Source organism: Burkholderia sp. ABCPW 14, assembly GCF_001523835.1.
GTDB lineage: Bacteria > Pseudomonadota > Gammaproteobacteria > Burkholderiales > Burkholderiaceae > Burkholderia > Burkholderia mayonis.
Map to the genome: position 1 here is coordinate 69556 of NZ_LOVS01000055.1, position 15326 is coordinate 84881.

The following is a 15326-nucleotide window of genomic DNA, read 5'->3' on the forward strand; positions in this document are numbered from 1 at the left end:
TTGTGTTTTACACCTTCGATCGTGGCGAGCCGCAGGCTGTCGGATCAGCACAGGGCTTGTCTTAAATGTCAAATCATCGAAGGCTGGGCAAATTGTTCAATAAGCTGACTGCATCAGTCAACTAAATAATTATTTCATCCCGAATGTAATAAATCGGCTGGCGGCGTCGTCGAACCTGATTTATGGGGCGTGAACCGATTCCGAGAATTGCGCGGGCGATATTCGAAGATTGCGATGGTTTTAATCCTGGCGAGGCCGCCGCTCGGAGCGGCTGACGCGGTACCGTTTCCAATCCGGGACTCCGCTGGTTCGCAGTGCGGAGCGCCGCGCGCAGGATGCCGACGGTGTATTTTTTTGGCGATTTTTGTTCGTGAATTGCAATGCCGTCACCAGTTCTTTTCCGGTGCGGAACAAATAAATTTGCTGCATTGCATCGAATGGCTAATGCAAGCTTTTTCGGGAAATTTGACGATTCGGGTTGCAAAGAATGATTTTTCGATTTAGCAGGGGGGAGTTTTGATGCCGATTTGGCCTATTCGAGCGGGAGCGGCGGGATTTTTCCGAGGCTGTCACGCGAAAAAAGCACGGACGGTCGGATGAATGCCGGGCGGGCGGTGGGCGTCAAGCCCGGATTCGTCGCAGGAGGTGGCCTGTCGAAGTTGACAGGCCGGGTGCTCGCCTCGCCGCGCCTCGCCGCGTGGCGGTCCGGCGATCGGGCGGTCCGGCGATCGGGCGATCGGGCGCGACGTTCGGCCGCCCGCCGGCGGCGGTGCCGAGCAGTGGGGCCGCGTCGTTGCGCCGCTTGGCTGCCGCGTATGCGTCCGAAGCTCGCGTCGATCAAAACACTTGCGCATTGCAACGGTTCGCGGAATGATCGATCGATTACCGCATTCTCAACCCGTTGTTCCGCCTAGCCCATGTCCACGACCGATCACTCGCCGATTCCCTGTCCCGTCGTCGTTCCGCTCGACGCGATCCTGCCCGAAGAACCGCTCCTCATGATGGGCGCCGGCCCCGTGCCGATCCCGGCCGCGGTCGCGAAGGCGAACACGATCGTGATCAACCACCTGGGCGCGACGATGGCGAAGATCATCGAGCAGGTGAAGGAAATGGGGCGCTACGTGTTCCAGACGCGCACGAAGTGGGTGTTGGGCGTCGCGGGCCCCGGCTCCGCCGCGATGGAGATGGCGATCTCGAATCTCGCGTGGCGCGGCGCCAAGGTGCTGTCGATCAAGAACGGCTTTTTCAGCGCGCGGATGGCCGAGATGGCGATGCGCGTCGGCGCGGACGTCGCGACGATCGACGTGCCCGACCGCTCGGTCGCGAGCCTCGGCGAAATCGCCGACGCGATTGCGCGCGAGCGCCCGGAGATCGTCACGATCGTCCACGGCGAGACGTCGAACACCGTCTGGAACCGCCATCTGAAGGAAATCGCGGCGATCGCCAAGACGGCGGGCGCGCTCGTCGTCGTCGACGCGGTCTGCACGCTGTCGACGATGCCGCTCGACATGGACGCGTGGGGCATCGACGCCGTGATCACGGGCGGGCAGAAGGGGCTGTCGTCGATTCCGGGCGTGTCGCTGATCGCGTTCTCCGACGCCGCGTGGGAGCGGATGAAGAGCCGCCCCGAGCCGAACACGCACTGGTGCCTCGACATGGCGCTCGCCGAGCACTTCTGGCACAACGCCGGCTACCACTACACGGCGCCCGTGTCCGGCGTGCTCGCGCTGCACGAGGCGCTGCGGCTCGTCTGCGCGGAGACGCTCGAGAACCGCTACGCGCGCCATCTGCGCTGCTCGCTCGCGCTGCAGGCGGGGGTCACGGGGATGGGGCTCGAGTTCTACGCGCCCCAGTCGTGCCGGCTGAACTCGGTCGTCGGCATCGCGGTGCCGGAAGGTCTCACGCCGGGGCTCATCTGCGGGCACATCTCGAAGCAGTATCAGGTCGAGATCTCGGGCTCGTTCGGCCTGCCGATCGTGCGGATCGGCCAGATGGGCGAGCAGTGCCGCGAGCACAACCTGTTCCGCACGCTGCACGCGTTCGGCCGCACGATGGTCGATCTGAAGGTGCCCGTCGATCTGCCGGCGGGCGTCGCGGCGCTCGAGCAGGCGCTGTCGGGGCGCGGCGAGTGACGTAAGCGGAAATGCGCGGGCCGCCTAGGCGGCCTGCATCGCTCGCCGGTATGCGCCCGGCGTCGCGCCTTGCGTGTCGCGGAAGCGGTGGCTGAGGTGGGCGGCGTTCGCGTAGCCGCACTGCGCGGCGATCTGCGCGAGCGGCAGCGAAGTCGTGCGCAGCAGCGTGCGCGCTCGCGCGAGGCGCTGCTCCGCGATCCACGCGTGCGGCGCGCGGCCGAGCGATACGCGGAACATTCGCGAGAAGTGGTATTCGGACCGCTAGGCGGCTGCGCCGCTGCCGGACAGGCGCGCCTGCCGCTGATACAGCACCGTCGACAGCGCGACGCCCGCCGCCGCCGCGACGGCCGCGCACAGGAACACCTGCGGATAGCCGAACGCGCCGGCGACGTAGCCGGCGAGCGGCCCCGTGATGCCGAGCGACAGATCGAGGAACACCGAATATGCGGATAGCGCCGCGCCGCGGCTCGCGGGCGGCACGAGCGCGACCGCCTCGACGCCGAGCGCGGGGAAGATCAGCGCGAAGCCGAAGCCCGTCAGCGCCGCGCCCACGAGCGCGACGTGCGGCACGGGCGCGAGCCACAGCATCAGGAGGCCCGCGCATTCGAACGCGAACGACACGATCGCGACGCGGAATCCGCCGTGCGTCTTGATCATGTTCGCGAACAACAGGCGCGCGCCGATGAAGAGCGTGCCGAACACGGTCAGCGACAGCGCCGCGTTCGGCCAGTGGCGTTCGGCGTAGTAGAGCGTGATGAAGGTCGCGATCGAGCCGAAGCCGGCCGAGCCGAGCGCAAGGCCGAGGCCGTGCGGCAGCACGCGGGTGAGCACGCTTGCATACGACATCCGTTCGCCGTGCACGAGCGGCACGGGCGCGATCAGCCGCGCGAGATAGTAGCCGCCGCCGGCGAGCGCGATCACGAGCACGCCGAGCACGGCGGGAATCAGCGCATGCGAGATCGCGACGCCGACGGGCGCGCCGATCGCGAGCGCGCCGTACGTCGCGATGCCGTTCCACGAGATCACGCGTGCGTTGTGCGCGGTGCCGACGCGGCCGATCCCCCACAGGATCGCGCCCGTGCCGACGAGGCTCTCGCCGACGCCGAGCACGAGCCGGCTCGCAACGAGCAGCACGATGCTCGCGGCCGGCCAGCGCGCGAACGCGAACGCCGAAAGCAGCAGCGCGCCGCTCGCGCCGCACGCGGCGAGCCCGCGCAGCACGGTGCGCTTCGGGCCGAGCGTGTCCGCGCAGCGACCGGCGAGCGGCCGCGACGCGAGCGTCGCGAAATACTGCACGCTGATCGCCGCGCCCGCGACGATCGCGGAAAAGCCGAGCTCGTCATGCACGAAGCCCGGCAGCACCGCGAGCGGCAGTCCGATGGTCAGGTAGCAGACGAACGTGAACGATACGACGGAGACGATCTGCAGCGTCGTGACGGACGCGCTGCGCGGGGAAGGGGCGGAATCGGCGGGCATTGGGGGACGGAACGAAGATGCGCATCCATTTGATGCGAAAGCCGAATTTTTACATGGAACCGGTTTTCTTGCAGGTACTGCTTAGTTAAGCGGTGCGCAAAGCGGCATATCGTCGCGGCGATATAAACCGCATGCGCGGTCGGCTATGGGTTCCGGAATTTGACGGTGATAGCGTGCGAATTGTGACGACGACGGCCGCGGCGGCCGTCTGCGCGCCGGTTCGGCGCTGCGCGCGCCGCCATCGTCCCAGCATGTCCCCATTTTCGAGAACGACGCAACATGAGTGAGCCGATCCGTTTCTATCATCGCCAGGCGATCCGCGAAGTCGGCGGCGCGAACGTCACTCGCACGGTGCTCCAGTATCTGCGCGAGGACGCGCATTGCACCGGTACGAAGGAAGGCTGCGCGGAAGGCGACTGCGGCGCTTGCACGGTCGTCGTCGGCGAACTGAACGACGCGGGTGGCGTCGATTTCAAGGCGGTCAACGCGTGCATCCAGTTCTTGCCGACGCTCGACGGCCGCGCGCTTTTCACGGTCGAGGACCTGCGCCAGCCGGACGGCACGCTGCATCCGGCGCAGGACGCGCTCGTCGAATGCCACGGCTCGCAGTGCGGCTTCTGCACGCCGGGCTTCGCGATGTCGATGTGGGCGCTGTACGAGAAGCACGGGCACGACGCGCCGTGCGCCGACCGGACGACGCCGCCGCGCGCCGAGATCGCCGACGCGCTGACGGGCAACCTGTGCCGCTGCACCGGCTACCGGCCGATCGTCGACGCGGCGGTGCGGATGCTCGACGCGCCGCCGCCGAAGGCTCCCGTCGACGTCGCCGCGCTCGCGCGCACGCTCGCGTCGCTGCGCCGCGACGACACGTTTCACTACGAGCACGCGGGCCGCTCGTTCGACGCGCCGCGCACGCTCGACGCGCTTGCGCGGCTGAAGGCCGACAAGCCGTCGGCGCGCGTGCTCGCGGGCAGCACCGACGTCGGCCTGTGGGTGACGAAGCAGCTCCGGGATTTGGGCGACGTGCTCTACGTCGGCCAGGTGGCCGAGTTGCGCCGGATCGCCGAGGACGACGACTGGATCGAGATCGGCGCGGGCGCGACGGTCGAGGCCGCGTATGCGGGGCTCGCCGCGCACTATCCGGAGCTGACCGAGATGTGGAAGCGCTTCGCGTCGCTGCCGATCCGCAACGCGGGGACGATGGGCGGCAACGTCGCGAACGGCTCGCCGATCGGCGATTCGATGCCCGGCCTCATCGCGCTCGGCGCGCGCGTCGTGCTGCGCGGCGGCGACGCGACGCGCGAGCTGCCGCTCGAGGATCTGTATCTCGGCTATCAGAAGAAGGACATGGCCGAGCACGAGCTCGTCGTTGCATTGAAGGTGCCGAAGCGCGCCGGTGCGCGCGCGAACCTGCGATTCCGCACGTACAAGCTGTCGAAGCGCTTCGACTCCGACATCTCGGCCGTCTGCGCGGCATTTGCGTGCGTCGTGGACGGCGAGTCGATCCGCGCGCCGCGCATCGCGTTCGGCGGGATGGCCGCGACGCCGAAGCGCGCGCCGCACGCGGAGGCCGTGCTTGCCGACGCCGTCTGGGACGAAGCCGCCGCGCTCGCGGCAATGCGCGCGCTCGAGAACGACTACGCGCCGCTCACCGACATGCGCGCGTCGAGCGCGTACCGGATCGAGACCGCGAAGAACCTGTTGTACCGCTTCTGGCTGGAGACCCGCCCGCACGATCCGCTGCCCGCCGCGGCAGTGAACGTGCGCGAAGTCGCCGCCGAGCGGGCCGCCTCCTGACCGATCGACGCGAAGCGGAGCATCGCATCATGAATCAGCAAGCCGAACCTTTCCTGAGCATCGCCGCCGACGCCGAGCGCGACGCGTTCAAGCAAGTCCGCGTGTCGCGTCCGCACGAATCCGCGCATCTGCACGTGAGCGGGCGCGCGACCTACACCGACGACATTCCGCTCGTCGCGGGCACGCTGCACGCGGCGCTCGGCCTCTCCGCGAAGCCGCACGCGAAGATCGTGTCGATGCGGCTCGACGCGGTGCGCGCGGCGGCGGGCGTCGTCGCCGTGCTGACCGCCGCCGACATTCCGGGCGTCAACGATTGCGGGCCGATCGTTCACGACGATCCGGTGCTTGCCGACGGCGTCGTCCAGTACGTCGGGCAGCCGATGTTCGTCGTCGTCGCGACGTCGCACGACGCGGCGCGCGCGGCCGCACGCCGCGCGCAGATCGAATACGACGCGCTGCCGGCGGTCCTGAGCGCGCAGGCCGCGCGCGCGGCCGGCTCGTACGTGATCCCGCCGATGAAGCTCGCGCGCGGCGACGCGGCCGCGCAGATCGCGCGCGCCGCGCATCGCTGCGCGGGCGAGCTGACGTTGGGCGGCCAGGAGCAGTTCTATCTCGAAGGGCAGATCGCTTACGCGGTGCCGAAGGAAGACGGCGCGATGCACGTCTACAGCTCGACGCAGCACCCGAGCGAGATGCAGCATCTCGTCGCGCGCGTGCTCGGGCTCGCGTCGCATGACGTGCTCGTCGAATGCCGGCGGATGGGCGGCGGCTTCGGCGGCAAGGAATCGCAATCGGGCCTGTTCGCGTGCTGCGCGGCGCTCGCCGCGTGGAAGCTGCAATGCCCGGTGAAGCTGCGTCCCGATCGCGACGACGACATGATGATCACCGGCAAGCGGCACGACTTCCATTACCGCTACGACGTCGGCTTCGACGACGCGGGCGTGATCGAAGGCGTCTCGGTCGACATGACGTCGCGCTGCGGCTTCTCCGCCGATCTGTCGGGGCCCGTGATGACGCGCGCGGTGTGCCATTTCGACAACGCGTACTGGCTGCCCGACGTGTCGATCGTCGGTCGCTGCGGAAAGACGAACACGCAGTCGAACACCGCGTTCCGCGGCTTCGGCGGCCCGCAGGGCGCGTTCGCGATCGAGTACATCATCGACAGCGTCGCGCGCTCGCTCGGCCGCGATCCGCTCGACGTGCGCCGCGCGAATCTGTACGGCAAGACGGAGCGCAACGTGACGCCGTACGGGCAGACGGTCGAGGACAACGTGCTGCACGAGCTGATCGCCGAGCTCGAGGCGACGAGCGAATACCGCGCGCGCCGCGCGGCGACGCGCGCGTTCAACGCGTCGAGCCCGGTGCTGAAGAAGGGCATCGCGCTCACGCCGGTGAAGTTCGGCATCGCGTTCAACGTCACGCATTTCAATCAGGCGGGCGCGCTCGTCCACATCTATACCGACGGCTCGATCCTCGTGAACCACGGCGGCACCGAGATGGGCCAGGGGCTCAACACGAAGGTCGCGCAGGTCGTCGCGCACGAGCTCGGCGTCGGCTTCGGGCGAATCCGCGCGACGGCGACCGACACGAGCAAGGTCGCGAACACGTCGGCGACCGCGGCGTCGACGGGCTCCGATCTGAACGGCAAGGCCGCGCAGGACGCCGCGCGGCAGTTGCGCGAGCGGCTCGCCGCGTTCGCGGCCGAGCGCTTCGGCAACGGTGCGGCGAGCGCGGCCGACGTGCGCTTCGCGCACGACGAAGTGCGCGTCGGCGACGCCGTCGTGCCGTTTGCGGAAGTCGTCGCGCACGCGTATCGCGCGCGCGTGCAGCTATGGTCGGACGGCTTCTACGCGACGCCGAAGCTGCACTGGGATCAGGCGACGCTGCGCGGGCGGCCGTTCTTCTACTACGCGTATGGCGCGGCGGTGTCGGAAGTCGTCGTCGACACGCTGACGGGCGAGATGCGCGTGCTGCGCGCCGATGCGCTGCACGATGTCGGCGCGTCGCTGAATCCGGCGATCGACATCGGGCAGGTCGAGGGCGCGTTCATCCAGGGGATGGGCTGGCTGACGACCGAAGAGCTGTGGTGGAACGACGGCGGCGAGCTGATGACGCACGCGCCGTCGACGTACAAGATCCCGACCGTCAACGACTGCCCGCCGGATTTCCGCGTGAAGCTGTTCGACAACCGTAATGCGGAGGACAGCATTCATCGGTCGAAGGCGGTCGGCGAGCCGCCGTTGTTGCTGCCGTTCTCGGTGTTCTTCGCGATCCGCGACGCGATTGCGGCGGTCGGCGATCATGCGATCGATCCGCCGCTCGCCGCGCCCGCGACGGGCGAGTCGATTTTGCGCGCGGTGCGGGCGGTGCGGGCGGGGGCGTGATGCGGGGCGGTTGCGCCGATGCGTGAATGCGCGATGGTCGGTTGCGCGATGAAGCGGCGCAATGGCGAGCGGCGAGCCGCGAGCCGCCTCGAAGCTAACCAATCCGTACAAACCTGCGCTTCTCAACGGAGCCGGTTTCCGCGAAGATGATCGGCGCTTCCTTCCCGACGACCGATCGAAAACGACGACAACGATGAGACATGCCCTGACGAAGCATCTCGGCGCCGCGCTGCTGAGCGCGGCCGCCGCGCTCGCGCAAGCGCACGCAACCGAGCTGCACGTGATGAATTCCGGCGGCTTCACGGCCGCGTACCAATTGCTCGCGCCGAAGTTCGAGGCGTCGACGGGCAACACGCTCGACATCGTGTATGGGCCGTCGATGGGCGCGACGCCCGAGGCGATCCCGAACCGGCTCGCGCGCGGCGAGCCGGCCGACGTCGTGATCATGGTCGGCTACGCGCTCGACGCGCTGATCCGCGAAGGCAAGGTCGATCCGGGCTCGCGCGTCGAGCTTGCCGATTCGCGGATCGGCGCGGTCGTGCGCGCGGGCGAGCCGGTGCCCGACATCGGCACGCCCGGCGCGCTGAAGGCCGCGCTGCTGCACGCGAAATCGGTCGCGTACTCGGACAGCGCGAGCGGCGTCTATATCCAGAACACGCTGTTCAAGCGGCTCGGCGTCGAAGTCGAGGTCAAGCCGAAGGCGACGATGGTGCCGCGCATTCCGGTCGCGTCGAAGGTCGCCGACGGCACGTATGCGCTCGGCTTCCAGCAGGTGAGCGAGTTGCTGCCGGTGCAGGGCGTGACGTTCGTCGGCAAGATTCCGGAGTCGCTGCAATCGGTCACGCGGTTTGCGGGCGGAATGCCGGCCGGCGCGAAGCATCCGCGCGAGGCGCGCGCGCTGCTCGATTATCTGGCGTCGCCCGCGTCGGCCGGCGACATCCGCAAGACGGGCCTCGATCCGATTCCGGCGCACTGACGCGTTGCGTTTGCGTCGTCGGTCGCGACGCTGCGCTTCGTGCGGCGGCGGGGGCATGCGCTGGCCGCAACGTGGGCGAGCCGAGCGCCGCAGGTCAAGTGCTGGCTGCTTCGGCCGACGACGCTCGTAAGATTCCTCGAGCCGGCTAGGGCCTGTTCACGCCATTAACGGGCGTGCGCTGCGAATCGCGAAACCGAGCCTCATGCGGCAGCGAGATCGTGCGCCGGCCGTGATATCGCGATAGGTACGAGCCGAGCGTCGCACGCTGCGAACGACCCTCGCAAACCCCGAAGGCACCCGGCCGCGCACTGCCCGAATGGACACGCGGCGCGCATCACGTACACTCCCGGGTCCGCGCGTCACGTGCCGCGCCTTAGCGAGGAAGACTCATGCAAGCGCATCAACCGTATTTCGACGAGATCGTTGCCGGCTGCGACGCGATCGGCGACTGGCTCTCGGGCGACGTGTCCGGGCCCGCCGCGCTCGACGCGCTGATGGCGCGCTTCGCGCCGCGCTTCACGATGATCGGTACCGACGGCAACGTCTACGATCACGCCGCCATGCATGCGCTGTTCGCGCGGCTCCACGGCCGCAAGCCTGGCTTGAAGATCACGTTCGCGGAGATGCGCGCGCTCGCTGCGGACTCGGCGCTCGGCGTCGTCAGCTACTGCGAGTATCAGACGGACGCGACGGGCACGCTGCCGGCGCGCCGCTCGACCGCTGTGTTCGAACGCGATCCGCAGACGGGCGCGGTGCGCTGGACGCATCTGCAGGAGACCTTCTGCGCGGCGTGAGCGCACGCTTGCCGAAGCGCAAACGTCCGTCGCGCTCCACATCCATCGGCCGCTCATGCCCGATCGGCATTGCACCGATCCCAGGCTTTGGCGTCAATCGGCCGTGCAAAGGTAGGATGATATGTTATATCATCGTTCCCTTCGTGTAGGTGAGCCGTAAGCCGTCGCGCTCATGCGACGGTGTCCGTCGTCGCCTGCGCACAGCCGCGCGTGCGCGACGCCGATGCAGGCGGGATCGCGGTTCCTGCCGACTGCACGACGTCCAGCCGCCCGCGCGATGCCAATCAAGGTTGCGGGAGTCGACGAGCAGTGAACACAGCGAAGCAGGCGGGACGCATTCGGGGCTGCGGGGCGCCGACGACAGCGGGGCGCGCGATGAGCGCATCGATATTTGCGACGGACGAGGCGATCCGCCGATGAGCCGGACCCGACATGCGCCGCTGCGCCGACGCGCGTTCGGCCGGATGCCCGCAACGACCGCCGCGCACGCTTCGCACGCCGCACATATCGCAAACGCCGCACGCGCGGCTTCCCTGCGTCCCGCCGAGCGCCGTACGACCGTCGAGCGCTGCGTGACGGCGCTCGCCTGCGCGATGACGGCGTCCGGCGCGCTCGCCGCGGATGCGGATTCCGTCGACCCCGCGCGCGATAGCCATCACGAATTGCCGACCGTGCATGTGACGAGCGACGCGCCGCACGCGCCGCCGCCGCTGTCCACGCCGCTCGCGGCCGGCTCGCGCCTCGGGCTCGCGAGCCTGGACACGCCCGCGAGCGTCGAGGTGATCACGTCCGAGCAGATCGCCGCGCGCGGCGACCGCACGATCGTCGACGCCGTCACGCGCGCGACGGGCTTCAGCACGGCCGCGGCGCCCGGCAATGGCGGCACCGCGCTCAGCGTGCGCGGCTTTGCCGGCCAAGAATCGGTGACGACGCTCGTCGACGGCGTGCGCCTCTATCCGGGCGCGGGCACGGTGACATTTCCGTTCTCGACGTGGTCGGCGGAGCGCATCGAGGTGCTGCGCGGCCCCGCGTCGGTGCTATATGGCGAAGGGGCGATCGGCGGCGTCGTCGACGTCGTGCCGAAGCGTCCGCGCCGCGAGCGGTCGACGACGCTGCAGGCGGGCATCGGCACGCAAGGCGAACAGCGCGTCGCGTTCGACACGACGGGCGCGCTCGGGCCGCATCTTTCCTATCGCTTCCATCTGAGCGACGAGCGCACGCGCGGCTTCGTCGACCGCGGCGACGCGCACGCAACGGCCGTCGGCGGCGCGCTGAAGCTCGATGTCGATCCGCGTCTTTCGATCACGCTCGATTACGACTACGGCCGCCAGAAGCCGGCGACCTATTTCGGCGTGCCGGTGACGAACGGCGTGCTCGATCCCGCGCTGCGCGAGCGCAACTACAACGTCGGCGACGCGACGATCGCCTATCACGATACGTGGACGCGGCTCGCCGCGACGTATCGCGTCGGCAACGGCGTGACGCTCGACGGCCAGCTCTACTATCTCGCGACGCGCCGCCACTGGCGCGACGCGGAATCGTACGCGCTCGACGCGGCGGCGCACACCGTGACGCGCAGCGACTATCTCGAGATCTTCCATCGCGAGCGGCAGTTCGGCGAGCGGCTCGCGGCGCGCATCGACTCGCGCGTGTTCGGCCGCGCGAACCGGCTCGTGATCGGCACCGAGTTCAACCAGATCGCGTTCGACGGCGCGAACAACGCGCCGTATCGCGGCGAGTCGACCGTCAATGCGTTCGGCTTCGATCCGGGCGCGTTCGCGAGCCCCGATCCGACGTCGCCGCGCTTTCGCACGCGCACGCGCCAGGCGGCGGTGTTCGTCGAGAACCGGCTCGAAGTGCTGCCGCGGCTCGCGTGGGTGAGCGGGCTGCGCTACGACTATCTTTCGTTTCATCGCGACGATCTGATCGCGGGCGACGCGTTCGACAAGACCTTCGCGCACACGGGCTGGCGCAGCGGGCTCGTCTACGAGATCACGCCGGCCTTCACCGCCTACGCGCAGTACACGACGGGCGCGGAGGGCGTCGGCTCGCTCGTCACGCTGTCGTCGTCGCAGGCGGACTACACGCTCGCGACGGGCCGCCAATGGGAAGCGGGCGTCAAGCATGAGATGTGGGAAGGCCGCGCGTACTGGACGCTCGCCGTCTACGACATCGTCAAGCGCGGCCTCGTCAGCACCGATCCGCTGAATCCGGCGCGCGCGCAGCAGGTCGGCCGTCAGTCGTCGCGCGGGATCGAGCTCGCGGGCGGCGTGCGGCTGCCCGGCGGCGTGACGATCGATGCGAACGCGGCGCTGCTGCGCGCGCGCTACGACGACTTCAGCCAGCGCGTCGGCGGTGCGGTCGAGCAACGCGCGGGCAACGTGCCGCACGACATCCCGCAGCAGACCGCGAACCTGTGGATCGGCTGGGCATTCGCGCCCGGCTGGCAGGCGCATGCGGGCATGCGCTACGTCGGACGCCGCTACGGCGACGACGCGAACCTCGTGCCGGTGCCGTCGTACACGGTGTTCGACGCGTCGCTCGCGTGGCAGGCGACGCGCGACGTCGAGATCGCGCTCTACGCGCGCAATCTCGCGAACCGCACGTATGCGGCGTCGACGTCGAACGGCGGCGCGCAATGGCTGCTCGGGCCGTCGCGTTCGGCCGAGCTCGTCGCGACGCTGCGCTTCTAGCGCGTCGCCGCATTCGCACGATCATCGAAAAGGCCCGCCCATGTCCGCGACACTCGACATCGAACACCTGTGCTGGTCGCCGGCGGGCGCGCCCGCCGTGTTGCGCGGTCTGTCGCTGACGGTGCGCGCGGGCGAGCTCGCGGGCCTCATCGGTCCGAACGGCAGCGGCAAGACGAGCGTGATGCGATGTGCGTTTCGCTTCGCGCGGCCGCAAGCGGGCGCGGTGACGCTCGACGCGCGGGACGTGTGGCGCGCGTCGCCGCGCTGGAGCGCGCAGCGGATCGCGGTGCTGCAGCAGGAGGCGCCCGACGATTTCGGTCTGACGGTCGAAGAAGTCGCGCGGATGGGCCGCACGCCGCACAAGCGCCTGTTCGATGCGGACACCGCGGACGACGCGCGCATCGTCGAGGCCGCGCTGCGCGACGTCGATCTGTGGACGCGGCGCGAGCGGCGCTTCGCGTCGCTGTCGGGCGGCGAGAAGCAACGCGCGCTGCTCGCGCGTGCGCTCGTCCAGCGGCCGGCGCTGCTGCTGCTCGACGAGCCGACGAATCACCTCGACGTGCGCCATCAGCTCGAATTGCTCGCGCGCGTGCGCGCGCTGCGCGTGACGACGCTTGCCACGATCCACGATCTGAACCTCGCCGCCGCGTACTGCGACCGGCTGCACGTGCTGGCCGACGGCCGCATCGTCGCGAGCGGCGCGCCCGCCGACGTGCTCACGCGCGCGCGCCTCGCCGACGTGTTCGGCGTTGATGCGATCGTCGACGCGCACCCGGTATCGGGACGGCCGCGCGTCACGCTGATCTATCCGGAGGATGCCGAACGATGTTGAAACGACGAACCGCCTTGCGCGCCGCGACGCTCGCGCGCGTCGTCTGCACGCTGTCGCTCGCGGCGGCGGCGATGAACGATGCCGTCGCGTATCCGGTGACGGTGCGCAGCTGCGATCGCGACGTCACGTTCGAGCGCGCGCCCGCGCGCGCGGTGAGCAACGACGTGAACCTGACCGAGATGATGGTCGCGCTCGGCCTCACGGACCGGATGGCGGGATACACCGGCATCGCCGGCTGGAAGACCGGCAACGCGCGGCTGCGCGCGGCGCTCGCGGGCGTGCCCGAGCTTGCGACGCACTATCCGTCGCTCGAAACGCTCGTCGACGCGCGCGCTGATTTCTATTTCGCCGGCTGGGGCTACGGAATGAACCCGGGCGGCCCCGTCACGCCCGCGTCGCTCGAACGCTTCGGCATCCGAACGTACGTGCTGACCGAATCGTGTTCGGTCGCGATGCGGCGCCCGCCCGCGTCGTTCGACGATGTCTATCGCGACTTGACGAACCTCGGCCGGATCTTCGGCGTCGACGCGCGCGCGGCGCAGGTCGTCGACGCGATGCGCGCGCGCATCGACACGGTGCGTCGCACGCTCGCGCGCGCGACGGTCGGAAAGACGCCGCCGCGCGTGTTCGTCTACGACAGCGGCACCGACAAGCCGCTGACGGCCGGCGCGCTCGCGATGCCGAACGCGCTGATCGCGGCGGCGGGCGGCCGCAACGTGATGGACGACGTGCCGCGCAGCTGGACGCAGGTCGGCTGGGAGAGCGTCGTCGCGCGCAATCCGCAGGCGATCGTGATCGTCGAGTATTCGGCGGTGACGGCCGAGCAGAAGAAGCAGTTCCTGCTGAGCCAGCCCGCGCTCGCGCAGGTCGATGCGATCCGTGCGCGCCGCTTCATCGTGATTCCGTACGATGCGGCGACGCCCGGCGTCGAGAACGCGGCGGCCGTCGAGACGATCGCGCGCGGCCTGCATCCGGACGCGTTCGCGAAGGCCGCGCGATGAGCGACGCGACGATCGTCGAAGCCTCGACCGTTGCGAACGGCCGGCGCTTGCGCGCGTGGCTCGTGTTGCCCGCGCTCGCGGCGCTCGTCGCGATCTCGGTCGTCGCCGCGACCGCGCTCGGCGCGACCCCGATCGCGCCCGCGCGCGTCGTCGCGATCGTCGCGGCGCACGTCGCCGACATGCTGCGCATCGACGCGCTCGCATTGCACCGCGCATCGATCGCCGAGGACAGCATCGTCTGGCAGATCCGGCTGCCGCGCGCGCTGCTCGCAGCGCTCGTCGGCGCGACGCTCGCGATGGTCGGCGTCGCGCTGCAGGCAGCGACCGCGAACCGGCTCGCCGATCCGCATCTGCTCGGCGTGAGCTCGGGCGCGATGCTCGGCGCGGTCGCGGCGACGCTCGGCTTCGGCGCCGCGTTCGGGCCGCTCACGCTGTCGTTCGCGGCGTTCGCGGGCGCGCTCGTCGCAACCGCGCTCGTGATCGCGCTCGCGTACCGGCGCGGCCGGCTCGAATCGGATCGATTGCTGCTCGCGGGCGTCGCGGTGTCGTTCGCGATGACGGCGGTCGCGAACCTGCTGCTGTATCTCGGCGATCCGCGCGCCGCTTCGTCGGTGCTGTTCTGGATGCTGGGCGGCGTCGGGCTCGCGCGCTGGGATCTGCTCGGCGTGCCCGCGTGCTGCGCGGCGCTCGCGGCGCTGCTGCTGGTTGCGCGTCGCCGCGAATTGAACGCGCTGATGTCGGGCGACGTCGCCGCGGTCTCGCTCGGCGTGCCCGTCGCGCGGATGCGCCGCGAAGTGTTCGTGATCGCATCGTTCGCGACGGGCGCGATGGTCGCGGTGAGCGGCGCGATCGGCTTCGTCGGGCTCGTGACGCCGCATCTGTGCCGGCGTCTCGTCGGCGCGGAGCACGGGCGGCTGTTGCCCGTCGCGGGGCTGAGCGGCGCGGCGCTGCTCGTCTGGGCCGACGTCGCCGCGCGCACGCTCGTCGCGCCCGAGGATCTGCCGATCGGGATCGTCACCGCGGCGCTCGGCGGCGCGTTCTTCATCGCGCTGATGCGGCGGCATTGAGCGGCGCTGCGCGCCGGCGACTCGGGCAGCGCGATCGACAGTGAGTGATACGGCCGTCGACGGGTATGCCGCGTGCGCGCGATCCGCGCATCGCAACGGTGCGATGCCGCCGCTCGTTTGAATTCCAGTAGTTCGATGCGTGCGTCGACGAACGAACGCAACGCGGCGTGCAGC

The 15326-nt window shown here is 69.6% G+C and carries 12 protein-coding genes and 1 pseudogene; 9 read left to right on the top strand and 4 right to left on the bottom strand.

Annotated elements, in window-relative coordinates; genetic code table 11:
• Positions 1-121: 121 nt before the first annotated feature.
• Positions 122-484, bottom strand: a complete 363-nt coding sequence (locus tag WS62_RS36090) for a hypothetical protein (protein ID WP_156440904.1) — start codon at positions 482-484, stop codon at positions 122-124.
• A 433-nt stretch (positions 485-917) separates the two neighbouring features.
• Here WS62_RS36090 and WS62_RS07800 point away from each other — a divergent pair, with 433 nt between their 5' ends.
• Positions 918-2132, top strand: coding sequence for a pyridoxal-phosphate-dependent aminotransferase family protein (locus WS62_RS07800; protein ID WP_066569749.1), 1215 nt, complete (start codon positions 918-920; stop codon positions 2130-2132).
• Positions 2133-2156: 24 nt separating this feature from the next.
• Here WS62_RS07800 and WS62_RS07805 read toward each other — a convergent pair.
• The 3 genes and pseudogenes from WS62_RS07805 to WS62_RS38775 form a co-directional block, all read right to left on the bottom strand.
• Positions 2157-2390: pseudogene (locus tag WS62_RS07805) on the bottom strand (helix-turn-helix domain-containing protein); the annotation flags it as partial.
• A 3-nt stretch (positions 2391-2393) separates the two neighbouring features.
• Entirely contained in the window at positions 2394-3608 is a 1215-nt protein-coding gene (locus WS62_RS07810; RefSeq protein ID WP_066569752.1) for an MFS transporter, read from the bottom strand.
• 81 nt (positions 3609-3689) lie between these two features.
• Positions 3690-3914: a hypothetical protein gene (locus tag WS62_RS38775; RefSeq protein ID WP_082720794.1), complete on the bottom strand. Its 225-nt coding sequence runs from the start codon at positions 3912-3914 to the stop codon at positions 3690-3692.
• On the opposite strand from WS62_RS38775, the gene xdhA reads away from it, so the two are divergent.
• The 8 genes from xdhA (at position 3888) to WS62_RS07850 (ending at position 15152) form a co-directional block, all read left to right on the top strand.
• Complete coding sequence (xdhA, locus tag WS62_RS07815; RefSeq protein WP_066569758.1) at positions 3888-5405, top strand: xanthine dehydrogenase small subunit; 1518 nt, start codon at positions 3888-3890, stop codon at positions 5403-5405. The genes WS62_RS38775 and xdhA overlap by 27 nt on opposite strands.
• 29 nt (positions 5406-5434) lie before the next feature.
• Complete coding sequence (gene xdhB / locus WS62_RS07820; RefSeq protein ID WP_066569759.1) at positions 5435-7789, top strand: xanthine dehydrogenase molybdopterin binding subunit; 2355 nt, start codon at positions 5435-5437, stop codon at positions 7787-7789.
• A 193-nt stretch (positions 7790-7982) separates the two neighbouring features.
• Entirely contained in the window at positions 7983-8765 is a 783-nt protein-coding gene (locus WS62_RS07825; RefSeq protein WP_066569760.1) for a substrate-binding domain-containing protein, read from the top strand.
• A gap of 389 nt (positions 8766-9154) precedes the next feature.
• The gene (locus tag WS62_RS07830; RefSeq protein WP_066569763.1) at positions 9155-9559 is read left to right on the top strand and encodes a nuclear transport factor 2 family protein; all 405 of its coding nucleotides are present in this window, start codon (positions 9155-9157) and stop codon (positions 9557-9559) included.
• Between the two features lie 416 nt (positions 9560-9975).
• Positions 9976-12252 carry a TonB-dependent receptor gene (locus WS62_RS07835; RefSeq protein WP_066569765.1) on the top strand — a complete coding sequence of 759 codons (2277 nt, stop codon included), beginning with the start codon at positions 9976-9978 and terminating at the stop codon, positions 12250-12252.
• 40 nt (positions 12253-12292) lie between these two features.
• Positions 12293-13084, top strand: a complete 792-nt coding sequence (locus WS62_RS07840; RefSeq protein WP_066569767.1) for an ABC transporter ATP-binding protein — start codon at positions 12293-12295, stop codon at positions 13082-13084.
• Positions 13078-14085: an ABC transporter substrate-binding protein gene (locus WS62_RS07845; RefSeq protein ID WP_066569770.1), complete on the top strand. Its 1008-nt coding sequence runs from the start codon at positions 13078-13080 to the stop codon at positions 14083-14085. Before WS62_RS07840 ends, WS62_RS07845 begins: the two co-directional genes overlap by 7 nt.
• Complete coding sequence (locus WS62_RS07850) at positions 14082-15152, top strand: FecCD family ABC transporter permease (RefSeq protein ID WP_066569777.1); 1071 nt, start codon at positions 14082-14084, stop codon at positions 15150-15152. Before WS62_RS07845 ends, WS62_RS07850 begins: the two co-directional genes overlap by 4 nt.
• Positions 15153-15326 lie beyond the last annotated feature (174 nt).